Annotated in this window: 22 protein-coding genes; 13 read left to right on the top strand and 9 right to left on the bottom strand. The window is 65.0% G+C overall.

Annotated features, from left to right (window positions below; genetic code table 11):
- Positions 1-17 precede the first annotated feature (17 nt).
- Positions 18-1,289 (top strand): MFS transporter, encoded by a 1,272-nt coding sequence (locus tag ITX31_RS01175; RefSeq protein ID WP_323745539.1) that lies wholly within the window; start codon positions 18-20, stop codon positions 1,287-1,289.
- 8 nt (positions 1,290-1,297) lie between these two features.
- Here ITX31_RS01175 and ITX31_RS01180 read toward each other — a convergent pair whose 3' ends face one another.
- Complete coding sequence (locus ITX31_RS01180; RefSeq protein ID WP_194781658.1) at positions 1,298-1,891, bottom strand: MarR family winged helix-turn-helix transcriptional regulator; 594 nt, start codon at positions 1,889-1,891, stop codon at positions 1,298-1,300.
- A gap of 205 nt (positions 1,892-2,096) precedes the next feature.
- Here ITX31_RS01180 and ITX31_RS01185 point away from each other — a divergent pair, with 205 nt between their 5' ends.
- The 8 genes from ITX31_RS01185 to ITX31_RS01215 all read left to right on the top strand — a co-directional run bounded on the left by ITX31_RS01185 (position 2,097) and on the right by ITX31_RS01215 (position 13,224).
- The gene (locus ITX31_RS01185; RefSeq protein WP_194781659.1) at positions 2,097-2,240 is read left to right on the top strand and encodes a hypothetical protein; all 144 of its coding nucleotides are present in this window, start codon (positions 2,097-2,099) and stop codon (positions 2,238-2,240) included.
- A gap of 410 nt (positions 2,241-2,650) precedes the next feature.
- Positions 2,651-3,595 (top strand): hypothetical protein, encoded by a 945-nt coding sequence (locus ITX31_RS01190; RefSeq protein WP_194781660.1) that lies wholly within the window; start codon positions 2,651-2,653, stop codon positions 3,593-3,595.
- Between the two features lie 360 nt (positions 3,596-3,955).
- On the top strand, positions 3,956-5,083 hold the full coding sequence (locus tag ITX31_RS01195; protein WP_194781661.1) for an ABC-three component system protein: 1,128 nt from the start codon (positions 3,956-3,958) through the stop codon (positions 5,081-5,083).
- Positions 5,070-5,552, top strand: coding sequence for an ABC-three component system middle component 2 (locus ITX31_RS16125; RefSeq protein ID WP_416354764.1), 483 nt, complete (start codon positions 5,070-5,072; stop codon positions 5,550-5,552). Before ITX31_RS01195 ends, ITX31_RS16125 begins: the two co-directional genes overlap by 14 nt.
- A gap of 11 nt (positions 5,553-5,563) precedes the next feature.
- Positions 5,564-7,381 (top strand): ATP-binding protein, encoded by a 1,818-nt coding sequence (locus tag ITX31_RS01200; RefSeq protein ID WP_194781662.1) that lies wholly within the window; start codon positions 5,564-5,566, stop codon positions 7,379-7,381.
- 292 nt (positions 7,382-7,673) lie between these two features.
- Positions 7,674-9,137 (top strand): DUF3375 domain-containing protein, encoded by a 1,464-nt coding sequence (locus tag ITX31_RS01205; protein ID WP_194781663.1) that lies wholly within the window; start codon positions 7,674-7,676, stop codon positions 9,135-9,137.
- Positions 9,134-9,901, top strand: coding sequence for a DUF4194 domain-containing protein (locus ITX31_RS01210; protein ID WP_194781664.1), 768 nt, complete (start codon positions 9,134-9,136; stop codon positions 9,899-9,901). Before ITX31_RS01205 ends, ITX31_RS01210 begins: the two co-directional genes overlap by 4 nt.
- Positions 9,898-13,224: an ATP-binding protein gene (locus ITX31_RS01215; RefSeq protein ID WP_194781665.1), complete on the top strand. Its 3,327-nt coding sequence runs from the start codon at positions 9,898-9,900 to the stop codon at positions 13,222-13,224. The genes ITX31_RS01210 and ITX31_RS01215 overlap by 4 nt, the downstream gene beginning before the upstream one ends.
- A gap of 65 nt (positions 13,225-13,289) precedes the next feature.
- Here the strand turns inward: ITX31_RS01215 and aztD are convergent, their stop codons facing one another.
- Genes aztD through aztB form a run of 4 tightly spaced genes read right to left on the bottom strand, consistent with a single transcriptional unit; the run spans position 13,290 to position 17,556 of the window.
- Positions 13,290-14,483, bottom strand: a complete 1,194-nt coding sequence (gene aztD / locus ITX31_RS01220) for a zinc metallochaperone AztD (protein WP_194781666.1) — start codon at positions 14,481-14,483, stop codon at positions 13,290-13,292.
- A gap of 21 nt (positions 14,484-14,504) precedes the next feature.
- Positions 14,505-15,425 (bottom strand): zinc ABC transporter substrate-binding protein AztC, encoded by a 921-nt coding sequence (gene aztC / locus ITX31_RS01225; protein ID WP_323745540.1) that lies wholly within the window; start codon positions 15,423-15,425, stop codon positions 14,505-14,507.
- Positions 15,422-16,657 carry an ABC transporter gene (locus ITX31_RS01230; protein WP_194781667.1) on the bottom strand — a complete coding sequence of 412 codons (1,236 nt, stop codon included), beginning with the start codon at positions 16,655-16,657 and terminating at the stop codon, positions 15,422-15,424. The genes aztC and ITX31_RS01230 overlap by 4 nt, the downstream gene beginning before the upstream one ends.
- A 20-nt stretch (positions 16,658-16,677) precedes the next feature.
- Complete coding sequence (gene aztB, locus ITX31_RS01235; protein ID WP_194781668.1) at positions 16,678-17,556, bottom strand: zinc ABC transporter permease AztB; 879 nt, start codon at positions 17,554-17,556, stop codon at positions 16,678-16,680.
- A 59-nt stretch (positions 17,557-17,615) separates the two neighbouring features.
- Here aztB and aztA point away from each other — a divergent pair, with 59 nt between their 5' ends.
- Positions 17,616-18,317: a zinc ABC transporter ATP-binding protein AztA gene (aztA, locus tag ITX31_RS01240; RefSeq protein WP_194781669.1), complete on the top strand. Its 702-nt coding sequence runs from the start codon at positions 17,616-17,618 to the stop codon at positions 18,315-18,317.
- Positions 18,318-18,387: 70 nt separating this feature from the next.
- On the opposite strand, the gene ITX31_RS01245 is transcribed toward aztA, so the two are convergent.
- From ITX31_RS01245 to ITX31_RS01260, 4 genes are read right to left on the bottom strand one after another with little or no spacing between them, the layout of a single operon-like run.
- Complete coding sequence (locus tag ITX31_RS01245) at positions 18,388-19,329, bottom strand: sugar kinase (protein ID WP_194781670.1); 942 nt, start codon at positions 19,327-19,329, stop codon at positions 18,388-18,390.
- A complete protein-coding gene (locus ITX31_RS01250; RefSeq protein ID WP_228528865.1) occupies positions 19,326-19,976 on the bottom strand; it encodes a bifunctional 4-hydroxy-2-oxoglutarate aldolase/2-dehydro-3-deoxy-phosphogluconate aldolase in 651 nt (216 codons plus the stop codon). The genes ITX31_RS01245 and ITX31_RS01250 overlap by 4 nt, the downstream gene beginning before the upstream one ends.
- Positions 19,973-20,728: an SDR family oxidoreductase gene (locus ITX31_RS01255; RefSeq protein ID WP_194781672.1), complete on the bottom strand. Its 756-nt coding sequence runs from the start codon at positions 20,726-20,728 to the stop codon at positions 19,973-19,975. The genes ITX31_RS01250 and ITX31_RS01255 overlap by 4 nt, the downstream gene beginning before the upstream one ends.
- Positions 20,725-21,777 (bottom strand): zinc-dependent alcohol dehydrogenase, encoded by a 1,053-nt coding sequence (locus tag ITX31_RS01260; RefSeq protein ID WP_228528866.1) that lies wholly within the window; start codon positions 21,775-21,777, stop codon positions 20,725-20,727. The genes ITX31_RS01255 and ITX31_RS01260 overlap by 4 nt, the downstream gene beginning before the upstream one ends.
- Before the next feature lie 125 nt (positions 21,778-21,902).
- Here ITX31_RS01260 and ITX31_RS01265 point away from each other — a divergent pair, with 125 nt between their 5' ends.
- The 3 genes from ITX31_RS01265 to ITX31_RS01275 are packed head-to-tail and all read left to right on the top strand — an operon-like array spanning position 21,903 to position 24,756.
- Positions 21,903-22,919: a TRAP transporter substrate-binding protein gene (locus ITX31_RS01265; RefSeq protein ID WP_194781673.1), complete on the top strand. Its 1,017-nt coding sequence runs from the start codon at positions 21,903-21,905 to the stop codon at positions 22,917-22,919.
- Between the two features lie 17 nt (positions 22,920-22,936).
- Entirely contained in the window at positions 22,937-23,452 is a 516-nt protein-coding gene (locus tag ITX31_RS01270; protein WP_194781674.1) for a TRAP transporter small permease, read from the top strand.
- On the top strand, positions 23,449-24,756 hold the full coding sequence (locus ITX31_RS01275) for a TRAP transporter large permease (protein WP_194781675.1): 1,308 nt from the start codon (positions 23,449-23,451) through the stop codon (positions 24,754-24,756). The genes ITX31_RS01270 and ITX31_RS01275 overlap by 4 nt, the downstream gene beginning before the upstream one ends.
- The last annotated feature ends 7 nt before the right edge of the window (positions 24,757-24,763 follow it).

A 24,763-nucleotide genomic window follows, 5' to 3' on the forward strand; every position in this document is an offset into this window, starting at 1 on the left:
CCCGGCCCGGCCCTGCCGTGCCCACCGGTCCCGTCGGGACCGCCGTGGGTGACGACGGCGGGCGGCGGGGTCCGTTCCGGTCTCCGAACTTCTCCTGGTACTTCACCGGGCAGGTCATCTCCAACACCGGCGTCTGGTTCCAGAACCTCGCCCTGCAGCTGGTGGTCCTGGGGGCGACCGGAAGTGCCCAGGCCCTGAGCGGCATCACCATCGCCCAGTTCCTGCCGATCTTCCTGCTCGGAATACCCGCGGGGCGGCTGCTGGACCGGGTGGCACCGCGCACAGTGCTGCTGGTGACCTCGCTGGCTTCCGCTGTTGTCACCGCCAGCCTGGTCTTTGTGGTGACCCGGGAGCCGGACCTGTGGCTGCTTTACGCCATGGTTGGGCTGCTGGGTTCGGTCCAGGCCTTTGAACGGGTGGCCGCTCAGACCATCATCTTCGAGCTGGTGGGCCCGGACGGGCTGTCCAAGGCTGCATCCGTCAGCACCATTTCGCTGGCCGCTGCCCGGTCGGTCGGTCCGGCGCTGGCCGGACTCGCTTTCCAGGGGCTCGGACCCAGCGCGTGCATCCTGATTAACGCCGCCGCCTATCTGCTGGTGTTCGCGTCGCGGCTGCGGATCCGTCCGGACGAGCTGCACCGGCGTGCGCCGCAGGCCCAGCGGCGGGGCGGGGATGGCATCAAGGCCCCGGGCGGGCCCGGGGCTAAGGCCCTGGGCGGCTCGGCGTCGGGCGCCTTCCGGCGAAGCCGGGACGTGAACACCCTGCTGATCGTAAACGTGGTGATTTCCCTGCTGGCCATGAACTTCGGGCTGGTGCTCACCTCTACTGTGAATCTCTCCTACGGCGGTGATGCCAGCGCGGTGGGAGCTGTCCATACCCTCAACGCCGTGGGTGCGATCCTCGGAGGGATTCTGGCTGCTCGAAGGCCCCGAGTGTCGTTGCGGTCGATGATTGCGGCAACAAGTGTTTTCGGTGCGGCGTTGGCGCTGAATGCCGCGGCCCCCACGCTCCTGCTGTTCCTGGCAGCCGCTCCCGTTCTGGGTATCGCCGTGGGGTACTACCAAGGGATCGTGAATGCTGCTGCGCAGGAGTCGGTTCGGCCGCAGTTCATTGGGCGCATGATGTCACTGATGACGATGGGTAGTTACGGCATGGTGCCGTTTGGGGCGCTGCTGATGGGCTGGGTGATCGATGCCAGCACGGGCCGGGTGGCTCTGGCAGTCTCTGCGGTGAGCGCCTTTGCCTGCCTGGTGGTGGTGTTGATCCGGACGCGGCCAGTCTCTCGATAGGGCGCTTGTTAGGTGTCCGAGTTGGCACCGTCGGCTTCTCGGTTGAGGCCCTTCAAGCGGCTGGCCGCCAGCCGGGACGGCACGTGCCGCGGGCGGCTGGTGATCTGGCGGCGATGAACTGCCGCTGCCTCCGCTTCGTCGTCCCCGAAGTAGCCGCCGGCCAAGACCTGGGCCGCGTGGTCCAGGACGCCGACGATTGAGTTGCCGAGGTCCTCGCCGATTTCGCCGGTCAGGCGCTGTTCGTGGTCGCGCAGTTCCTGGGTGCAGGCCTGGACGACGTCCCAGCCGGCTTCGGTCAGCTGGACGAGGCGTATCCGCCGGTTGGTCGGGTGGCTTCCGCGTTCCACGAGTCCGAGTTCGAGGAGTTCGTTCGCTACCAGGTGTGCGGCCTGGGAGCTGACGAAGGTCCTGCGTCCCAGTTGGGCGTTGGAGAGTGGCAGCCCCTCTCCCAGTACCTGGAGTACGAGGAATTGGGACAGCGTCACGCCGTGGGCCAGTGCCAGGTTTTCGGTGAACCGGTCGAGCGCCCTGCCGAGACGGTACGCCGTGTAGTTGAGGCGATTAGTCGCGGGCTCGCCGCGGTCGTCTCGTTCAAGCTCCATCCGCCGAGAATATCAAGTTATTTGCGATGTTCCGTGGCGCTGGCGTGCGGGGACGGAATTGGGCCCCGAATTACGACTGCGTGGAACGCCACCTTCCGAGGGGTGACATCGCGACGCGAGGTTTGCAAGGGCAACCACGTCCTGGTCATGTCTGACGGACTTCGGGACGGAGCAGTTCCCGGCACCCAGGGTTGGGATAACTGCGGTGGCGCAGCTATCCGTCTACGACATCATCGGCAACGGTGTGCAGCTGTCCCAGGTCGGGGAGGGACGCGCTGAGGTCCCTCCCCTGGCCCTGCGGCATTACGTGAAGTCACGCACTGGGTGCAGGGAAGTCTCCACCGTCTAAGGCTGATTGAGGTTGGCTTCGCCAGGCAGGGCAGTTGCGGGCGGCCCTGCCTGGCGCTGGCCTGCCGGTTGTGGAGAACCAGCAACCTGTCAGCCACGCTCCTCTGCTACAGCAGATCAGCGACTGTGGATAACCCCAGCTGGGTAGCGGATCTTAATAGATACCAGGGCGCAGCCTCCTCATATACTTCTCGAATGACTGCATCCGGCCCTGCGCACAATAGTGATGAGCGGCGTGATCGGATTGGGTGGCTCGATGTACCCCTGTTTCCGTTTCGCTTAGCCCAGTTCGGGTGGATTAGGCTCCCAAGTCCTGCACGGTCTATTGGTCGAGTTGTCGTCTGGGTAGTGCTCCTAGCGGGGATTTTTTGGGTAGCATTTTCCTACGGTGAAATCGTTTACCGTGCTGTCGTGGGTTGGAAAACAGGACCAGCGTGGGAAGCTTTCTTACTGCGCTTCATCACAAGCCCAGCAGCCGCCGGAACTGCAGCTCTGTTGGCAGCGATTATTGCGGCCAGGTCCTTCGCCAAGGGCTTGAAACATACAAAAGAGGAAGCCCAAGCTAACCGGCGCAAGGAGGCGGCAGAGGCATGGTGGGAACAGTTTGAATGGGTTAGTGACAGAATCGTCCCAAAAGATCCCAAGCAGGAACGGCTCCATAACGGATTGGCGACCGCCCTTCTTGGGGCTCTAGAGACAACAGCTGATGGTGATTTTCAGCGTGAGGCTGTTGACGGAATAAGACATACTTATATCCGCGGTAGTGAGATCCCCCTTTCTGAGGCAACACTTGGTGAGCTAAGAGCTCGGCTGCGAGAAGTACGAACTTTCGCGGATGGTTCTTGGATTTCAGGGGACGAATCACTACAGTCCCACTTCCGGGCCCACGTCTTTCTCCTCGAAACATTGGTGGCACTGCGCACGGTTTGGAAGCCTGGCGACATCGTCATATCGGACGAACTTCCGCGGGGGAACCCCCAATTCAGAGTTCAAGACTGGGTAGACGCCGTAGTACGCATCGATCGTCACTGGGTCGCCGTAAACACGACCCAGGTTCGTACCGTCCACACGCGCAGCTACGTCCGCAGAATCGCAGACCGGTTAAAACCTGAACACATGAACGAGCTGAACGCGGACTTCGTCGTGGTGGTTTCTCGCAATCAGCTTCGACCCGGAATGTGGCAAGGGGTGGCAAGCAATCCGACCGTTCGACTTATCCATTGGGATCCAAAAGAGGGCGCTGCAGAACTGCGCAAACGGATGGAACTTCACATCGGCGCAGATAGTCCTGCCTCTAGGCTGGCCGCTAAGGATGAGGTCGAGACTCTAGACACCAAGGTGTTAAAAAATGAGTAAGCTCCCCACCCCAGATCCCGGGGTGCGGATGAAAGGGCGCTTTCGGCACAGGAGTTTGGCCGCGATGAGGTGTGGCCGAATGAGTCGGCTAGCAGGACTTCGGCTTCGGGTGGTTAACGGAAGCCATTGAAATCTCAGGTGCTGGCAGCGCCGCACGTTGGGCTCTCACTTACCGGGTCACAATCCGTTCTGAGCGGACGCATGGTGTCTCCAGGATTAGAACTCGAGTTGTGACAGGCCGCTGACGCTTCACACCCACCTCTACATGTGGTGTCGAAAAGCGTGGTGGTCTCAACCGGTCAACCGTCGTAATTGGACGCGCTAGCACACCGGCATACCGGCGCGTTGAAGCCTCAGCTTGTGAGAGACTCAGAGCACACTAAAGTTCTGAGGGGGGCTATGTCTAGCAGTGGTGCCGTACGGCTTGTTCCTTTGGAACCGCCCACCGTGTTGGACAAGCAACTCGTTCCCCCGGTGTCCGGGGTTCCCATTCTTTCACCGGCAAAGATCATCAGCCTGTACGACGACCAGGAATGGGAAGAGTTCGTACTTGAATGGGCGACAAGCCTCGAGTATGAGTCAGTGATGAGGAATGGCGGTGCGGACGATCATGGCGTCGACATAGCTGCATTCCTGTCCGCCGAAGGATTCGACGGTGAATGGGACTGTTATCAGTGCAAGCACTATGGACAGCCCCTGAAGCCTGGAGATGCCCTCCCCGAGATTCTAAAGATCGTGCAGGGAACCCTCGCAAAGCATTACACGTGGCCCAGGAAATATAGATTCGCCGCACCCCGAGGCTATGGAACGCTTCTTTCGAATTCCCTACATTCTCCCTCCCAGCTAAAGTCAGAACTGATAAGGGCTTTAGAAAACGAGAAGCACGCTCTTGCTAAGAAGGTGGGGGACACGAAGAAGGACGTTATGGACTTCCTCGAAACCGCAGATTTCTCAGTATTCGGATCTGTCGAGCTCCACGAGCTGGTCGAACAACATTCGAGGACTCGCTGGCATTCGGCACGCTTCTCAGTTCCTCTCCAGAGGCCTTCAGCCCGCGTTCCCGATGATTCGTTGGAAGTCCATGAGCAGGACTACATTCAGAAGCTCCTTGCTGCGTATCGGGAGCGGCACCCCGACACTGACATCACTCCTCACACCGTGTCCACGCTAAACGATGTTAAGGACCACTATTCAGGCCAGCGAAGGGCCTTCTACAGTGCCGAGTCCCTGAGAGTTTTCGCCCGCGACTCGGTGCCAGATGGCACATTCGGTTCCCTGCAGGAAGAGATCGCGGACGGAACCGCAGCAACGTACTACCGGCAGTACGTCGACGGATGGGAACGTCTCGACGCGGTTACGGACAAGGCAAGCAGTCTTGCTTTGACGGCTAACCATCTAGTTCCAGTGCTTTGGATCAAGGACCGCATCGGAATCTGTCATCAGTTGGCTAACGACGGACGAATGGCTTGGTGCCGTGCAACCTCTTAATAGCCCTTTGGAAGTCGGTCTGCGATCACTGATCGTTCTCACCGCAGTTTTTCCTCGCAAACTGGATGTGAGGCAATTGTCTGTGTTGGATCACTTGCTATTACGGAGCGGAGACTCGGGAGGGCCGCCGAGCGTTCTCCCACCCATCCCAGCCCGGTCAGGAGAACTCGGCTTCAAAAGGACTGTTCTTGAACGCGGGCTCACCGTGATGGTCCGCGCGCGCTTGCTACGAGTCGTCCCTGAGTCCGAGGGATTGTTCTACCAGGCGGATGAACATGCCTGGCCTTTCCTGCAGTTGCTGGATTCCGCGCATGCCGATGAGCTCATGCGCGTCGCTGTCTGGATTGCCGATGAGGTCGGTGACCGATCGAACGCAGAATTATCCAATTGGCTGACCACGCATGAATCGCACGTTCTACGAGCGCGTGTCGCGGCAGACAACGACGACGAGGGGACCACGTCGATATGAGGCTATTGCACTTGACGGCGACAGGGCCGAACGTCGAACCGTCAACGCTCGAGTTTGCACCTCGTCTGACGGTTATTTATGGGGCCTCGGAGACGGGGAAGTCCTACGTCGTAGAAGCCCTGGACTATATGTTTGGAGGGAAGGCAATTCGGGACATTCCCCAAGCTGAGCCCTACACAACACTCCTACTGGGGTTGGAGCTGAACGAAGGCTTGGTCGTCACCCTTGCAAGGGAACTGCGCAACGGAAATCGAGTTTCGGTCTTCGAGGAAGACCTGCGAAGCCATCCGCAAGGAGTCCCAAGCCAAACGCTCCTTTGGCAACATAAGAAGGGAAACCCGAATACTGTCTCGCACTTCCTGCTCAACGAGTTGGGCATAGCCGGCTCCATGTTGCGGAAGAACGGTATCAATGACGTCGTCAGCATGAGCATCCGGAATCTCATGCACCTGTGTCTGATCGACGAGAACCGAATTCACACAAAGTCCTCACCAATCCACTCCGGTCTACCTCAATCCCGAACCACAGAGTCCTCCGCATTCAAATTGCTCGTAGAGGGTGAAGACGATTCCGCAATCACTACAGGCGAGGATCCGAGAAAGTTCCGACAAGTCAATCGAGGGCAGCTGGCAGTCTTGGATAGGGCGCTGGAAAGTGTTCGGGACAGACTCGCAAATGGCGCTGATCGCCCCCAGCTCACTGCCCAGCTGGCACGCATCAACGCAACCATAGATTCAGCCTCGGCATCAGTTACAGAACTTGTATCAGAGAGAGATGCGCTCATTGAGTGGCGGCGGGGAGCACAACACCAGGAGGACGCCCTCAGAGAAGAGCTTCGTGAGATAAGGCTGATCGATGCTCGTTTCCACCTACTCGAGGAACAGTACGCAGCCGACCTCGCTCGCCTAGCCATGATCGAAGAAGCCGGGGGCCTTCTCGGCTACATCGACCTTGGAGAGTGCCCTTTCTGCGGCGCGCAGCCACAGGCCCAGACCTCCCATCACGCAGAGCATGAGGCGACGGCTATTGCCGAATCGGTACGGTCAGAGTCTCAGAAAACAGAAGCTCTCAGGATCGATCTGCGGAGGACGCTAGCTGACATGGCACGGGATGAGGACCGCACTAACTCCCGAATCGCCGAAACGGTCGGCGTAAAGGATGACCTGTCGAGAAGCATCGGAGGCTTAGATTCGCGCATTCAACCCGCACGGGCAGACCTTGCTGAACTTCTGACAAAGCGCTCCGAACTTGAGCGAGAAGTTGGGCTCTGGGATCAGATCTCCGATCTAGAGTCCTTGCGGGGTTCCGTGTCCCAAGAGACTCCGGAAGCGGCCTCAGGAGCCTCCCAAGCAATTTCAAAAAGCGTCGTGATGGAGTTTTCCAACACTCTGAATAGGGTCTTGCAAACATGGCAGGTGCCTGGCGCGTCAGATAGCCACTTCGAAATGGGAAAAAATCCTGATGTCTACATCGAGGGTCGTCTGCGGGCAGACCGTGGCAAGGGAATCAGGTCCATTCTCCATGCAGGGTTCGCTGTGGGGCTCAGCGAATTCTGCGCAGAACGTACGCTTCCTCATCCCGGCTTCGTCGTCCTGGACACTCCGGTCCTTACGTACCGCGATTCTGAGGAAACTCCCGATCGCGACGAGTTCCTCAGCCAGTCTGTTGCCGACGCTTTTTACGAATACTTGAGTGAACACCACAGTGGGCAAGTCGTCGTGCTCGAGAACCAGACCCCGCCAGATTTGCCAGGTGAAGGATGTTCGGTCGTTTACTTCACCGGCTCCGCCGACATTGGAAGACCGGGGTTCTACACCGCTTCGGAGTAGTGGCCGGACCATCGTCTTAAATCAGGATCCACCGACCTAGATTTCCGGCATCCACGGAGGCCGCGCTAAGAAGGGGCATCTGCGTCGTCCTCAGGCGATCATTGAAGGGCCATCATTTAAAGCGGATGCCGATGTCAGCGCCTATGACAACTAATCGTGTGTGTTCTCGTGGCCCCGAGCGATTTCCTCGCGTTGTCTCAGCCACCGTGACCGCTGGGCAGGTCGATCCTCCCACCTCAGCTAAAATCAGACAGGCCCGTTTTACCCCTTCGTTCCGGGCGGAAAGCGCAGCATGTCCTTCACAGAAAACGCGGTAGCCCGCTGGGCGGAGCTGCAGCGGCTACAGGCCTCGCCCGGTTGGAAACTCACCAACGCGAACCCCTGGGTCCTGGCCCTGTTCCGCGAGGCCTTCACCCGCACCCGCCCGCGCATCCCCCTGGACGAATTCCACAGCCTCACCGACTCCTTCCTGCAGCAGCTTCGGCTCAACGGGCAGAGCCTGCGCGAAGACTGGACCGGCAAAAACTACGCCGATGACTGGGTGGCACGCCGCTTCCTGGCCCGCCCCCGCGCCGACGGCCGCTTCGTCTACGAACTCACCGAACCCTCCGTCCGGTTCCTCTCCTACCTGGACGGCTTCACCGGCGACACCACCAGCCTGAACTCCTCCCGCCTGAACACCCTGCTCTCCAGCGTGGAATCCCTGGCGCACGAATCCAACCCGGACCCCGAAGCACGCATCGCCGTCCTCGAAGAAGAGATCGCCCGCCGCGAAGACCTCATCCGGTCCCTCCGCGCCGGCGACGCTCCCCCGCCCCTGGACGACGACACCGCCGTCGAAGCCGCCCGCGACATCCTGGACCTCGCCGCCGCCCTGCCCGCCGACTTCAAGCGCATGCGCGACGGCCTCGAAAAGATGCTGCACACGCTCCGCCAGGAAATGGTCGAATCCCAGGCCTCCAAGGGCCTGACCATGGGCGAAATCCTCGAAGCGGACAAGCGCCTGCGCAGCACCAGCGAAGGCCGCACCTACGAAGGCTTCACCGCCTTCCTGAACGACGCCGACCAGCAGGGACGCTTCCGGCACGCCATCGCGCAGGTCCTGGAACGCGACTTCGCCGACGCCATGACCCCCGGCGACCGGCAGGCCCTATACCGGATGATCAGCGACATGCGCGAGCAGGCCGCCGAAATCCAGCGGATCTACGGCCGGCTCTCCGAATCCCTGCACACCTACGTCCAGAGCGACGAGTACCGGGAATCGGTCCAGCTGCGCAAACTCATCCGCGCCGCCGAAACCGCCATCCACAAGGCCCCGCGCGGACGCCGTCGCTCCGCAGTCGTGCCCGCACCGCGGCTCTACGCGTCCGCGTTCGAATCGCTCAGCATGGTCCGCACGTACGACCCCGCCGAGCACGCCGCACCGCGGAAGCTGCCCGCACCGCCGTCGTTCACCGAAGCGGACATCCACCGCGCCGCCCGCACGCCCAAGGCCGACCGCCGCGTGCTGCGCGACGCGATCACCCGGGCCGGCAGCCGCCGGGGCCGCGCCACCGTCGCGGAGATCTTCGCTGAACTGCCCGCCGAACACCGCCATCTCAACAGCATCCGCGCGCTCCTCGCCTCCGCCGCCCCCACCGGGGACAACAGCGGAACGACGACGGCGGCGAGCGAGTCTATCCCCTTCCTCCAGATCGACGGCAGTTCCCGCACCGCGGTGCTGCCCGTCCTCACCGTCGCCGAAAGCCAGTCATGACCGAAAACCCCACCGCCGAAGACTTCGACAATGAGTTGGAAGAGCTAGAGGAATACTCAGAGCCGCCCCGTGACGTCCTGATCGACGGTCCGGAACTGTTCCCCGGGGACACCGGCACCCTGCCGCTGAAGCTGCGCCAGGCCCTGATCCGGCTGCTGCGCGGCCCGTACCTGGACGCCAACTCCTCGGACAACGTGTACAACACCGTGGTGGATAACCAGGAGCAGCTGCGCGTGCGGCTGAGCGAACTGTTCCTGGAACTGGTGGTGGACGAGGACCACAAGGTCGCCCTGCTGCGCCCGGTGGAAATGGCTGAACCGCACACCACCGCCCTGCAGCGCCAGCGCGAAATGACCCGCGAGGAAACCCTGCTGCTGCTGCGCATGCGCCTGGTCCTGGACCGCCACTCGGGCACCGGCAACGACGCCACGATCGCCCGGCAGGACATTCTCGACGTCCTGGAGCAGTACGTGGACCCGCAGGCGCACGACGCCAAGGGCGTGGAAGACCTGGCCGACGCCGCGATCCGCAAGCTCGTCACCGAACGCCGCCTGCTGCTCCCCACCGAGCTGGACGACGTCTGGGTCATCTCCAACGCGCTGCCGCTGGCCCTGCCGTACGAGCACATCGGGGACATCATCACCTTCATGAACTCGCTGACCGAGGCCCCGGCGGAGCCGGACACTGCCGACGAAGCGCCCGCCGAGGAAACCGCCGAAGACGCGGTTCCTGAAACACAGCACGACGGCGAGGAGCCGGCATGAGCATCGAAACCACCCTTCCCATGGGGGACCTGATCAACCCCGGCCAGAACCGGCTTTCCCGCATTCAGATCGTGAACTGGGGAACGTTCGACGGCGCGCACACCATCCACGTGGACCGCGCCGGCACGCTGCTCACCGGTGACTCCGGCGTCGGCAAATCCACCATCTTCGACGCGATCCTGCAGGTCATGGACGCCCGGCCCAAGATGAACGAGGCAGCGCAGAACAACGGCGGCACCGCAGCCGAGGAAAAGCGCACCGCGTTCTCCTACATGCGGGGCCGGCTCGGCACCCAGGGCAGAGAAGCCGGCGACGGCACCGCCTACCAGCGTCCCGGCGCCACCTGGTCCGCCGTCTGCCTCACCTTCGACAACGGTCTGGGCCAGATCACCAGCCTCTCCGTGCTGATGGACCTGCCCGCGACCGGCACCGAACACCACGTGGGCCGCTTCTACGCCGTGCACAACCGTCCACTGGACATTACCTCCCTCGAAACCGGCATGCGCGGCCGGTTCACCAAGGGTGCCCTTGAATCCCTGCTGCCGGGCGCGCAGATCTTCGATTCGCACAAACTCTTCGCCGAGCGGTACCGCACCGCCCTGGGTGTGGAGGACGAGAAGGCATTCGGCCTTCTGCGCATCCTGCAGACCGGCAAGGGCCTGGGCGGCACGGTCAACGACTTCTTCCGCAACCACGTCCTGGACACCCCCAAGACCCTCACCGCCGCCGACGAGGCTGTGGAGGACTTCAGCCACCTGCGCAGCATCCGGCGCCAGCTCGAACGCGCCCGCCAGCAGCGCGACCACCTGGCCAACGTCCCGGACCAGCACCGCCTGTTCCTCACTACGAAAGCCGAACTGGACCGCGTCCGCGCCCTCACCGCCGACGGGCTGCCCGCCTACCGCCGTCGTCTGGCGCTGGCCAGCCACGAGCGCGACGTCGACCGCCTCACCTCCGCCGCCGCCACCGGCCGCGAAGCACTGAAGGCCGCCGAGAAGCAGCGCACCAAGCTGAAGAAGCAGGTCGCCGAGCTCACCGCCCGCTACACGCAGGAGGGCGGCGGCGCGATCGCCACCCTGGAACGCGAAGTCGCCGCCGCGCAGGCGCAGCTGGTTTCCCGTGAAACCGTGGAGAACGCGTTCCGCGCCGACCTGCGTGCCGCCGGAATCGACACGGACCTCTCCCCCGCCGGGCTGGTCACTGCCCGCAGCCGGGCCAATGAGCTGATCAAGACCCTGAACGCCGACGTCGACGCCGCCCGGGAGCGCAGCTCCGACGCGCACGGCGAGGCCTGGGCACTGAAGGGTTCCATCGCGAAGCTGGAAACCGAAATCGCGTCCTTCCGCCGCCGGCGCAGCAACATCCGCCCGGAAAGCCTGGAGCAGCGCGCCCGGATCTGCGAAGCCACCGGCATCGACGAAGCCGAGATGCCCTTCGCCGGCGAACTGATCGACGTCCCGGCCGAACACGCCCAGTGGCGTGCCGCCGCCGAACGCGTGCTGCGCCCGCTCTCCACCGCCCTGCTGGTCCCCGGCGAGCACATGCCCGCAGTCACCCGCTACCTCAGCGAAACCAACCTGCGCGGCTTCCTGCGCTGCATCGACGTCAGCATCCCCGTGGACGGCCCGGCCGAGCCCGGACCGCGGGACCTCATCACCAAGCTCAGCACCTACGACTCCGCCATGGGCGACTGGGTAGCCCGGAAGATCACCGCGCACTACGACTTCGAGTGCGTCGAGAACCCGGACGAGCTCGCCAAGGTGTCCCGCGGCGTCAGCCTGGGCGGTGCCGTGAAGCGGAACTCCTCCACCACGGAGAAGGACGACCGGCACACCAAGGCCTCGGACAACGTGCTGGGCTTCGACAACAAGGACAAGATCGCCGCCCTCGCCGGTGAGCTGCTGACCCTGCGCGCCAGTTTCGAAGAGGCCGACGTCGTCTCCCGCAAGCACGCCTCGGAGCAGGACGACCTGATCCGCCGGCTCGCCGCAGTCCGCAAGGTCGCCGCGGACACCCGCGAATTCGAGGAGATCAGCGCCGAGGAGCACCGCGCCGCGGTGGCTGCCGCCGTCGAACGCCTTGAATCCGCACGCGACGCCAACGCGGACCTGGAGCAGATCCGCTTCGAGCTGGACACCGCGGAGCTGGACCTCACCGCTGCGACCGAGAAGATCGGTGTGCTCAAGGGCGACCTGGCCCGGCTCGAGGCCGAGCTCACCGCCGCCACCGAACGCCGGGACACGCTGGCCGGCCGCGGACCGGATGCCCTGGCCGAGGACCTGCGCGCCCAGCTTGATGAGCTGTTCGCCCCCTTCGGTGAGATCACCGACGTCGTGCACCTGAACGACGCCGCCGGGCAGGTGGAGCGGAACCTGCTCACCGAGGCCGCGCGGCTGGATAAAACCCTGCTGGAGACCCGCACCCGGCTGGAGCGCACCTTCGAGACGTACAGCGAGAAGTGGGGTTCGGACTTCGGCACGGGCGTGGACTCGGCCGAGGAGTACGTGCACCGGTACGAGGACATTGTCACCGAGGGCCTGCCGCAGCACGAGTCGGAGTTCCGCGAGTACTTCAACAACCGCACCTACGAGCGGTTCAGCGACCTGCTGCAGCTGCTCGACGAGGAACGCCGCAGCATCTCCGCGCGCCTGCTGCCGCTGAACTCCGTGCTGCGCCGCGTGCCGTACCACGTGGACAGCCACCTGGAGATCGAGGTCAAGACCACCGTCCCGGACGACGCGCATCGGTTCCGCATGGAGCTGAAGAACGCGCTGCCGATGATGGGCGTGCGGCAGGACAAGGCGGACATGGACGCCCGCTACGCCGCGCTTGAGGGCCTGGTGGAGAAGCTGAAGGATCCGCAGGAGCGCCGCTGGCGGGCCGAGGTCCTGGATGTCCGCGCGCACGTGACCATCACCTGCACCAACAAGCTCGCGAACGGGCAGTCGTTCACCAACCTGCAGGCGTCGCTGATGTCCGGCGGCGAGGGGCAGCGCTTCACCGCGTTCATTCTGGCCTCCGCGCTGGCGTACCAGCTGGGCATCGTGTCCCAGGGCTTCAGCACCTACGGCACGGTGATGATGGATGAGGCGTTCGTGAAGTCCTCGCTGTCCTTCGCCGAGGCGTCCATCAACGCACTGCACGAGTTCGGCTTCCAGCTGCTGCTCGCCGCTCCGGAGGACAAGGTGGACCTGTCCCGGTTCCTGGGGTCGGTTACGGAGATCCTGCGCGACGACGCCGCCAACCGGTCCGGCACGCTGGAGCGGGTTCCGGTGGGGCCTGGCACTGCGGGGTCGCGGGCGGTGGATATTCTGCTGCGGTAGGCCAGGCACGGCAGTGCCGGGGACGGGCGCACCCGTCCCCGGCACTGCAGCCTGGTTCGCCGGTGCTAGCGGAGCGCGACGGCCAGCTCGTTCGGGATGCCGTCGAGTTCAGTCGAGGCGAGGATTTCGCCGCTGGTCAGGTCCACCGCGTGAATGGTGTTGGCGGCGGGCTCGGTGACGTAGGCGACGTCACCGTTGACCTTGATCGCGGGGTGCGGGTCCTGCCAGTTCGCCGGTCCCTCCCAGGCACCGATTACGTCATACTTGCCGGTGAACTCGCCGGTCTCCGGATCCAGCACATGGATGGATCCGTCGGTGCCGAGAATGTACGCCTGGTCGCCCGGGCCGCGGGCGACGTCGCGGAACGTGTACTCCACGTTTTCCGGCATCTGCAGGACTTCGTAGCTTTGCTCCTGGGTGTCGATCAGGGTCAGTGCCTGAAGCAGCGAACCCTCGGCGTCCGGATCGTCCTTGTAGTCGCCGACGACGATCGCGCTGGTCTCGGACACGTAGGCGTTGCCCATGCGGCCGTATTCATCCGGCGCCGTGAACTTGGTGAACGCGCCGTCCTGGTAGAGCAGCGCGCCGTTTTCGCAGCCGAAGATGACGGATTCGCCGGCAGCGGTGCCCTCGCCGTGGATGCCCGGGCAGTCTGTGCTGGATGCGTGATCGTGCCAGTGGTCTCCGTGCTGTTCCAGCGCCAGCGCGCCGGTCCGGGACGTGGCATCCCCGATAGTGGTCAGGAGGGTGCCGTCTTCCAGCACGATTGACACGCCGTGGTGCGCTGCCTCCGCCTGGTACGTAGCGGACTCCGGTTCCCCGTAGCCGTTCGCGAAAGCGTCGGTGTCCAGGATGGTGGTGGTGCCGGTGCCGTCGTCGAACAGCACCGTCTTGCCGTGGTGCGGCACTACGTGGCCGGGTGTGTCCGCGTCGATGACCAGGTCCGTCAGGGCCGGTGCAGCGGTGTCCAGCAGCTGGAAGCCTCCGGATGTGGAGACGACGACCGAGCGGCCGTCCCCGTAGGCGTTCAACCGTGTGAATTCCTCCGTGCTGAACTCCTCGATGATCTCGAGGCTTTGCCCGTCGAGCACGGCGATCCCGTTCTCATAGGCGACGGCGACGTTCCCCGTCTGCGAGTGGGATGCCGGAGCCGGAGCTTCCTCTGCGTTTGACTGGCTGTCCGTGGCGCAGCCGGTGGCGAGCAGCGCTATGCCGGCAAGTGCCGCGGCTGCCGAGGTCAGGTGGGCGGGTCTTTTCATGGTGTTCCTTTCAATGGGGCCTCAACGGGTGAGGCCTTGCAGAATGCGCTCCGTGTTGGCCCGCATCATGGTGAGGTAGGTGTCTGCGCCTCCTCCGGGCGCGGTGAGGGATTCGGTGTAGAGCTGCACCACGTCGACGTCCACTCCGGCCTCCTCAGCGAGGACCTGCATCAACCGGTCCGGCTGGGAGGACTCCGCGAAAATCGTGCGTACACCGGCACTGCGGATGGCAGTGGCGAGGTCGCGCAGGTCCGCCGCGCTGGGAGCGGCGAGGGTGGTCCCGCCCGGAATCACGGCTCCGACCACCCGGAGGGAGAAACGGTCCGCGAGGTAACCGAAGACGTGGTGGTTGGTAACCAGTGCCTTCCGCTCCTGGGGAAGCGCGTCGAAGGCGCTGCTCATGTCTTCGTCGAGGCTGGCGAGTTCGGCGCGGTACGCGTCCGCATTGGTGCGGATCGCGGCGTCGTCGATCCCGTCGATGCCGGTAAGTTCCCGTTCCAGCGCGTCAACGAACCCGGTCATCCGCGCAGGATCGGTCCAGAAGTGCGGGTCCGGCGCTCCCGCAGCGTCGCCGGAGCCGTAGGGCAGGACGCCGACGACGTCCCCGGCGGCGAGCATCCGCGTTCCTCCGGCCGCCGCCCGGTCCAGGTGCTGCTGCATGCCTTCCTCCAGTCCGAGCCCGTTGCTGACCACCAGGTCCGCGGCTGCCAGCCGCGCTGCCTCCTGGGCGGAGATGGCGAAGGAGTGGGGATCGGCGTCGGGCTTCATCAGCGTGGTGACCTGCGCTTCCTCGCCGGCCACGGCGCCAACCACGTCCCCGAGGATGTTCGTGGTCACCACCACCTCGGGGGTGCCGCCGGAAGCGGCGCTGCCGGAGCATGCCGTCAGACCGGACACCGCGAGCAGGGCCAGCGCGGCCGCCAGCCGGTGTGCGCGGGTCACCGTCCCACCTCGGCGAAGAAGTCGGGCACGGGAGAGGTCTGCAGGGTGCGGGCCACGCGGGCGCCGTCGGCGTAGTCGAGTTCATGGACCACGCCGGCGGGCGGGTTGTTCAGGTAAGCGCGCTGGCCGTCGACGGCGATCCGGGCCTGGGCAGCCGCGGAACCGGAAACCAGCGGGTCCGTGGTGGCAACCAGTTCCCCGCTGCCGGCCAGGAACACCCGGACCCGGCCGTCAGCGCCGAGGGCGACGACGGAACCGGATGCATCATCAACGGCAGCCACGTGCACCACAGGAACCTCTGTTTCGATCAGCTGCCAGCTGCGCTGTCGGGTGTCCAGCAGCCAGAACCCTGCCTCTCCCGCCACAGCGGCGACGGTGGGACGGCCCTTCCGGCCGTCGAAGGCCGTGGCCGGCAGGGCTGCGGCGGTCAATGCACCGTCCGGATAGGGAATCTGCTCGAAGGAGACCGTCCCGGCGTCGCTGGTGGCCAGTACCGCGCCGTCCGCACAGCCCAGCACCACACCGGCCCGGGTGGTGATGGCCCCCGCGGGATCGGCGCAGGGAGCCGCTGTCTCGGAGGCGGTGCCGTCAGCTTCGTGGAAGCGCAGGGTACCGCCGTCGCTGATGACCGCCCCGTCTCCGAGGGGCGCCACCACGGCACCCCCGGCTGCGAGGTCGAGCCGAAATTTTTCGGTGATGCGCCCTTCGGACAGGGCCTGGTTATCCAGCAGGACCGCTTCACCGGAGCCGGCGAAGTACACGCCCGTCGACCCGGCGGTGGACAACTCGGCGCCAGTGACCGTGGCGGGTCCGTTCCCGGGGACCTGCCCCACGCGGCGGGGCTCGGCCCGGTAGAAGTGGAAGTGGTCCGCGTGGTCCCAGCTCCAGCTGCCGCTGTCCACGATCTCCAGCCCGGCGTCGGTGGTGATGAAGCCGTAGCGTCCGTCGGTGCTGAGGTCCCGGGGCTGCTGCACCGGGTCCAGGGCCGTGGCTCCGCCGTTGATGAGGTCCAGCATGCCAACCTGGCCGTCTTCCGAGACGGTCAGCAGCTGCAGCGGCGGCTCGGACACTTCGGCGGCTCCGGCGACCGCACCGTGGCCGGCCTCCGCCGTCGGGTCCGATGCGTTGGGCTCCGGAGCGGGAGTCTCCGCGCAGCCGGAAGCTGCGAGAAGTGTCAGCAGAACAGCGGCGCTGCGCGCGAACCGCCTCCGCGGGCGGAGAGGGGATGTCATGGTTTCCTTTCGGGAGGGCGTCATCGTGCGGCGGGGCTTGGCGCGGTGTTGGGACTGAGGGGCAGCGGATGTACCGGGCGGCGCACCCGGTTTACCGTCGCGCGGACAAGGCCGGACAGTGCGGCCAGGGCGATGGCGGAAGCGGCAATGGATGCCCCGGCAGCGGTGCCCGCGTGCCAGGAGATCAACAGTCCGGCAGCCGTCATGGTGCTGCCGAGGACTCCGGCCAGGGCCATGGTGGCGGGAATCCGTGCGGTCCAGGGGCGCGCCGCGGCGGCCGGTGCCAGCAGCAGGCCCACCATCAGCAGGGTGCCGACGGCCTGGAAAGAGGCCACCACCGCCAAGGTCACCAGTCCGGTCAGGGCGACGTGCGCCAGCTGCGGCCGCAGGCCCAGCGTCAGGGCGATCCGGGGATCAAAGGCCGCGGCCACGAACGCCCGGTGGAAGCCCGCAGCGACCGCGACGGTCACCGTGAGAGCCGCAGCCAGCACCGCGACGTCGGCGTTCTGCAAAGCGAGGATGTCGCCGAAGAGCAGCGCGGTGGCGTCCGTGGCGAAGCTGCGTGAGTGGGACACAATGATCACCCCGGCTGAGAGCATGCCCACGAACAGCAGGCCGATGCTGGTGTCATAGGACAGGCGTCCGCGCCGCTGCAGCAGGCCGATCGCTGCGCTCATGGCGGCGGCGCTCACCGCTGCGCCGAGGATTACCGGAGCTCCGGCAAGAGTCGCCAGGGCAACGCCGGGAAGCATGGCGTGTCCGATCGCTTCGCCGAGGAAAGCCATTCCCCGAACCACAACCCAGGTGCCTGCGACGGCGCAGATCAGCGCCACCAGGACGCCGCCGAACAAGGCGCGCACCACAAAGTCCGCCTGCAGCGGTTCCAGAATCCAGTCCATGGCAGATCATCGTACATGCGAATGAGAATAATTCTCATTTAACCGATTAGGATGACGTCATGCCTGCTCAACCCGCCCTCCGGGCCCGTTCCCTATGCTTCGCCTACACCGCCTCGGACGCACTGCATGATGTCAGCCTCGAACTGCACTTCGGGGAGCTCGTGGCAGTTGCCGGGCCCAACGGCGCCGGAAAGTCCACGCTGGTGGAACTTCTCGCCGGGGTACTCAAACCGCGGTCCGGCACAGTGCTCAGGGCGGGGAGCATCGGATTCGTCGTCCAGCGGCCGGAAGCCCCGGCGGCACTGCCGGTAACGGTCGCCGACGTCGTCGCCATGGGGACGTGGGCGGGTAACTACCGCGGCCGCCGAACCGCGGCGCGGAAGGACATCGAGGAGGCGATCGGGCGTGTTGGCCTCAGCGGATTGCAGGCGCGCCCGTTCACCAGCCTGTCCGGCGGGCAGCGCCAGCGCGCCCTGCTGGCCCAGGGCCTGGTCCGCCGCCCGGAGATCCTGCTGCTCGACGAACCGGCCGCAGGCCTCGACGCGGCCAGCCGCGCCCGTACCCGGGAGATACTCGCGGAGGAAGCTGCGCGCGGCGCGGCGGTCGCCTGCGTGACGCACGACGACGAGTCCATCGAAACAGCCGGCCGGGTCATCCGCCTGGACGGCGGCCGGCTCGTGCCGTCACACGGCAGCTCAACCGGACTGATGCCTGCCGCGGGATGCAGGACCGTCTCGCGGCCGTCGTACTGGTACCGGTAGCTGTAGCGGTCCGGAAAGAGGCAGAAACCGGCCGACTGATGCCTGCCCGCGGTGGGACTGCCGCACCCCGTTAGCGCTGGACGGGATCCTCAGCACCGAGGAACCGGGCGATCGCTCCACGGTCAGGGGCGGCCTCCCAGTCGCCCGGGGCAGTACAGGCGATTGCACCGCAAGCAGCGGCGGTAAGGAGCCTCTGCCGCAGCGGTGCACCGGCAATCAATTCGGCGAGATAGCCGGCGACAAACGCGTCTCCGGCACCGACGGTGTCGATGGCCTGCACGTTGAAGGCCGGAACCTCCAGCCGCTCACTCCCGGCAAAGCCTATGGCACCCCGCTCGCCGCGCTTCACCACAGTCTGCGTGGGTCCCATGGCGGCAATTGCGTCAGCTTGGGCCTGAGGGTCATGCTCGCCGGTCAAAAGCTCCGCTTCATCCTCTCCGGCGAAGACGACGTCCACGCGAGCCGCAAGCGCACGGTAGGCGGGCCCTGCCTGATCATTGCTCCAAAGCCGGGAGCGGTGATTGACGTCGAACGATATCGTTGCCCCCGCCTCCCGGGCCGCGTCGATGGCTGCGTCCAGTGAGCCGCGCGCGGACTGGCTGAGGGCGGCAGTGATGCCCGTCAGATGCAGCACCTTTGACGAGCGGATCAGGCTGAGGTCGAGGTCGCCCCGCTCAAGGCGGGATCCAGCGCTGCCCGCGCGGTAGTACGTGATGGCGCTTGCCCCCGCAGTCGGCCGCGCCTTGAGCATGAGTGCGGTAGGCGCTGAGCTGTCACAGGCAGCACTGACCTGGACACCCTCGGCGCGCAGCTGGCGCTGGATGAGCCGGCCCAGCGCATCGTCCCCGAGCCTTCCCATCCAGGTGACGGGCACGCCCAGGCGGGCGAGTCCGATGGCGACGTTGCTCTCTGCGCCGCCAAACCCCAGCTCCATTGAAGGCACGAGCTCTAGCCGGCCGAGCCGGGATGCCACGAGCAGCCCCAGCGACTCCCCGATGGTGACGACGCTCATGCCCCCAGCCCCTGCTGTGCAGCAGCCTGCCCCGCCATAGCCCCTCTTGCCGCGGCAGCGACTGCCTCAGCGCCGGCGTCGACCTGCGCAGGGGACGCGATCCATGAACCGCTGACGGCGAAGACGGCAGGATGAGCCAGATAGTCACCGAGGTTGTGCGCGTCCACCCCACCGCTGGGCATGAAACCTACCCCCGGGAAGACGGGAGCGAAGGCGTTGATGAGCCGGAGGCCCCCGGCGACCCCGGCCGGAAAGACCTTCATGCGGCGCAGGCCGAGGCGCAGCCCCCGCTGCACGTCGCTCGGCGTCATAATTCCAGGCAGGACAGGGACACCGGCGGCGAGGGCTGCTTCAACAATTTCCTCGTCCAGCCCCGGCGCAACGATGAAGGACGCGCCTGCATCGAGACTGCGGTGCAGCTGCTCAGGAGTCAGCACAGTGCCTGCACCGACCATCAGGTCCCCCCGGGCTGCGATCCGCTCAATCGCGGCCAGGCCGTAATTATTGCGCAGCGCGACTTCGAGCACCGGCAGCCCGCCGGCCGCCAGCCCATCGGCAATCGTGTCGGCAGCTGCGGCGTCGCGGACGGTAGCCAGCGGCACAACTCCCTGCAGACGATCGGCCAGCGGGGCCGCGGCCGCACTCAACGTGCCATCCATCCGCCGTCGACGGGCAGCGTGACGCCTGTGACGTACGCCGAGGCCGGACTCGCGAGGAACACGACTGCCCCCTGCAGGTCCTCGGGCCGTCCCCACCGGCCGGAGGGAATGCGCTCGAGGATTGCCGCTGAACGGTCCTCGTCCGCCTGCAGGGCCGCGGTGTTGTCCGTGGCAATGTAGCCGGGAGCAATGGCGTTGACCGTCACGCCCTGAGCCGCCCACTCGTTGCTCAGCGCCTTGACAAGGCCCGCGATGCCGGATTTCGCCGCGGTGTAGCCGGGCACATTGATACCACCCTGAAAGCTCAACAGGCTGGCGGTGAAGATGACCCGGCCGCCGCCGCGTTCCAGCATCGAGGCACCAACCGCCTGGGTGAGGACGAACTGATTGCGCAGATTCACATCCAGCACCTCATCCCACCACTCCAGCGGGTGTTCCGCGGCCGGGGAGCGGCGGATCGTCCCGGCATTGTTCACCAGGATGTCGGTGCGGTCCCGGACAGCCTCACCGAAGGCAAGGACGGCATCACGGTCGGTGAAGTCCACTGCGTGGCCCTCGAACGTGCGCCCAAGTTCGCGTACCCGGGCACCGATCGCACCGCCGTCGGCCTCCTGCGCGACCGAAACGCCAATGATGTCCGCACCGGCCAGCGCGAGAGCCTCGGCCATTGAATATCCGATGCCCCGGCGAGCCCCGGTCACCACGGCCGTAGTTCCGGTGAGATCGAAGGAGATGCTCATCGGGTGCCTCCCTGCACGTCAACCAGGATCTTTATGGCCGCAGCCGAGAGGAGGTCCGTGAACGCGTCCATCGTCTCCTCAAGCGGAACCACCCGGGTGATGAGCGCGTCAGCCGGGATGGCTCCGTCGGCGAGCAGACTGACCGCGTGTTCAAAGTCCGCGCGTTCGTAAACCCGTGCTCCGAGCACCTCCAGCTCCCGCCAGAAAACACGGTGCAGATCCACCGGCACCGGTTCCGGGTGGATGGCGACGAACACGACGCGCCCCCTGGTCCGTGCATGGCGGGTGGCATCGAGCGCGGTACCGGCAGTCCCCGCCACCTCGAAGACCACGTCTGCGCCGGCACCCGCCGTACGCTCCTGGACAACCGCAGCGAGGTCCTCCGCGATCGGGTCGACGACGACGGCCCCATGCTGCGCGGCAAGTTCACGCCGGACGGCGTCCGGCTCGGCGAGAATGACGCTGGCACCGGCGGCGCGCGCGACGACGGCGATGAGCTGGCCAATAGGGCCACCTCCGATGACCACTGCAGTCTCCCCGGACGTGAGCCGGGAACGCCGCACATCATGGACAGCAACGGCGAGCGGTTCCACGAGGGCCGCGTGCTGGAGCGATAGACCCTCGGGCAGCGGAACAACCACGGAGGCGGGCACGTTCCAGAGCTCCTGCAGGGCTCCGGGTGAGTCGATGCCGACGAAGTCCAGTTGCTGGCAGATGTGCTGGTGTCCGGCGGAACAGGAAGCGCACTCGCCGCACCAGCGCAACGGCATCACCGTAACCGGCTGGCCTGGCGCCAGACCGCTGACTCCCTCTCCGACCTCCTCGATGACTCCGCTCATCTCGTGTCCGATCACCGCCGGCATGGCAACCCTGGCATCCATATGCCCCTGCACGATGTGCAGGTCGGTGCCGCAAATGCCGTTGAAGGCCACCCGGATTGCCACCTCGTCCGCCGCGGGCTGCCGCTGCTTAGCCTCACCCACTTCAATCTGGCCGCTCCCGACATACTTCGCTGCTCGCATAACCGTCTCCTCAATGAGTCCGCGCATTTATGAAACTTAGTTTCATTCCAAGTTCCGTCTGGTGCAACCGAGTTCTATGTGGTTAGAGTAGCCTGTGATCCCGCCAGTGGCGCAAATCACGTCGCAGATGGCGACTCAACGAGGAGGAACTCATGCAGGGACGAAGGATGCTGGGCACACTGAGCGCGGCAGCAGTAATAACTCTGGGACTGGCAGGCTGCTCAGCCGGGGGTGCAGACGGCGCGTCAGACGGCGCGGAGACGGTTTTCCGGGTCGCGTTCAACCAGGACATCAATCATCCGCAGGCACAGGCTCTCGTTGAACTCTCCGACGAGCTGGAGGCCCGCACCGACGGCCGGTACGCGCTCGAGCTCTACACCGATGAGACCCTGGGCGATCAGGCAGCAACGATCGAACAGGTCCAGTCCGGCACCATCGACTTCGCAGTGGTTGCTGGTCCGCTGCTGGAGAACTTCGAAGCCGACTTCTCGACCGTGAATCTCCCTTATCTCTACGAATCGTCTGAGCACCAGATGTCGGTGCTCAACGACCGGGAGATCGTCGGCGAGCTCTACGACACCCTCCTCGATGACAACATCCAGATCCTCACCGCGTACCACGGCGGAGTCCGCAACGTGTACTCGACCGACGGCCCGGTCAAAACCCCGGCAGACCTGTCAGGGCAGAAGATCCGCGTGATTGGTTCGGACACAAACGTGCGCATGATGGCCCTCATGGGCGGTGTCGGCACGCCCATGGCGCAAGGCGAGGTCTTCACGGCCATTCAGTCCGGGGTGCTCGACGGAGCGGAAAACAACGAACTCATTTACGCCTCGCTCTCCCACGACGAGATTGCACCCTACTATTCACGTACCCAGCACCTGATGATGCCCGATTATCTGGCCACGAACCCCAGGATCTGGGAAAGCATCTCGGAGGAAGACCGAGAGGTCTTCGAGGAGCTCCTAGCGGTATCGGTAGACACCGAACTGGAGCTGTTCAGCACCGCCGTCGACGAGGCCACTGCGGCGGCGGAAGAGGCCGGCGCGGAGTTCGTCGACGTCGACCTCGAGGTGTTCCGCGAAGCCGTACTGCCTCTGCACGAGCAGCGCGTCACGAGTGACCTGGCACGCTCGGTCTACGCCGCAATCGAGGCGGCGCGCAGTTGATACAGAGCAGAAAATCCATGCCGGGTCCCCGCGCCTGGCTAGACGGCACGCTCCGCACCATCTGCGTCAGCCTGTTCGCTTGGCTGGTCCTGTTGCTCGCTTGGCAGGTGTTCACCCGTCTCGTACTCGGCCAGCCAAGCGCGTGGACCGAAGAGGCGGCCCGGCACACCTTCGTGTGGGTCAGCCTGATTGGAATCGCGATCGCAGTGGGCGAGAAGGCTGACGTAGTCATGGACATCCTGGTTGAACGGCTGCCCCTGCCCCTGCAGCGCGGCGCTGACCTCGTTGCATACCTCGCGACGCTGATGTTCGTGCTCTACGTCATGGTCTACGGCGGGTTCCAGCAGTCGGCACTGGCGTGGGGGCAGCAAAACCCGCTGCTGCCTCTGACGCAGGGCCAGCTCTACCTCGCCTTGCCGGTATCCGGCGTCCTGCTGACTATCTACCTGGTGATCCACGTCATCGGCACCTTCCTCCCCGGCTACAAGGGGCACGTGGGTGCCGACGAAGACCTTGAGGCGGCGGCACTGTGATCGATCCCAGCACAATCGGCACGATCCTCATCGGCGGCCTCGTGGTGCTGCTGGCGGTCGGCGCCCCCGTCTCCATAGCCATCGGCCTGCCCTCGGCGCTGTGCATGCTGCTCCTCGTCGACTTTCAGCGCGGAGCCATAACCTCCGCACAGCAGATGGTTGGCGGCGTCGACTCGTTTGCGCTGCTGGCCATCCCGCTCTTCGTGCTGGCCGGAGTCATCATGAACACCGGCGGGATTGCCGAGCGGCTGATCAATCTGGCACGTGTTCTGGTTGGACGCACGCCCGCGCCGCTGATCCAGACCAACGTCATCGCCAACGCGATTTTCGGTTCCGTGTCCGGCTCGGCCGTGGCATCAGCTGCCGCCGTCGGTTCCACCATGTCCCCGATGCAGCGGAGGTCCGGTTACGACCGTGCGTTCAGCGCAGCGGCTAACGTCGCCTCGGCGCCTGCCGGCATGCTCATCCCGCCGAGCAACACCCTCATTGTCTACTCACTTGCCGCCGGCGGCACCTCAATCGGTGCACTGTTCGTCGCCGGATATATTCCGGGCATCCTGTGGGCACTCGCGTGCGCGGCGGTGGGCTTCGGCTATGCCCGCCGGCACCCTGAGCTGCGCGGAGAGTCCTGGCCGGGATTTTCGGTTTTCTTCACCACGCTGCTGCGTGCGGTTCCGTCCCTGGGCCTGATCATCGTTGCAATCGGCGGCATCGTGGCCGGGTTCTTTACCCCGACCGAGGGTTCGGCCGTGGCCGTGATCTATTCGCTGCTGCTGTCCTTCCTTTACCGCACCATCGCGGTCCGTGACCTTCCACGCATACTCTTCGATGCCTCCCGCACCAGCGCGATCGTGATTTTCCTGATCGCGGTGTCCTCGATCATGTCCTACGTCATGACTTACGCCAGGTTGCCGCAGCTCATCGCCGAGTCGCTGTTCGGCTGGACCGATTCGAAGGTTGTTGTCCTGCTGATCATGATGCTCGTGCTGCTGCTGATCGGCATTCCACTGGACCCCACACCGGCGATTCTGATCTTCACCCCGATCTTCCTGCCGATCGCGGTCTCCTTCGGCATCGATCCGGTGCACTTCGGCATCATCATGGTCTTCAACCTCTCGATCGCTGTCATCTCGCCTCCCTCCGCACCGGTCCTGTTCGTCGGGGCCCAAGTTGCGAAGCTCAAGCTCGAGCCCGTCATCGTCAAGCTGGTGCCCTTCATGTTGGTGCTGATCGCCCTGCTGTTCGTAATTGTCTTCGTTCCCCAGTTGTCCCTGTGGCTCCCAGGCCTCATGGGCCTGCGCTAATTCCCAC

The sequence above is a fragment of the Arthrobacter gandavensis genome, assembly GCF_015355785.1.
GTDB classification, from domain to species: Bacteria; Actinomycetota; Actinomycetes; order Actinomycetales; family Micrococcaceae; genus Arthrobacter_B; species Arthrobacter_B gandavensis_A.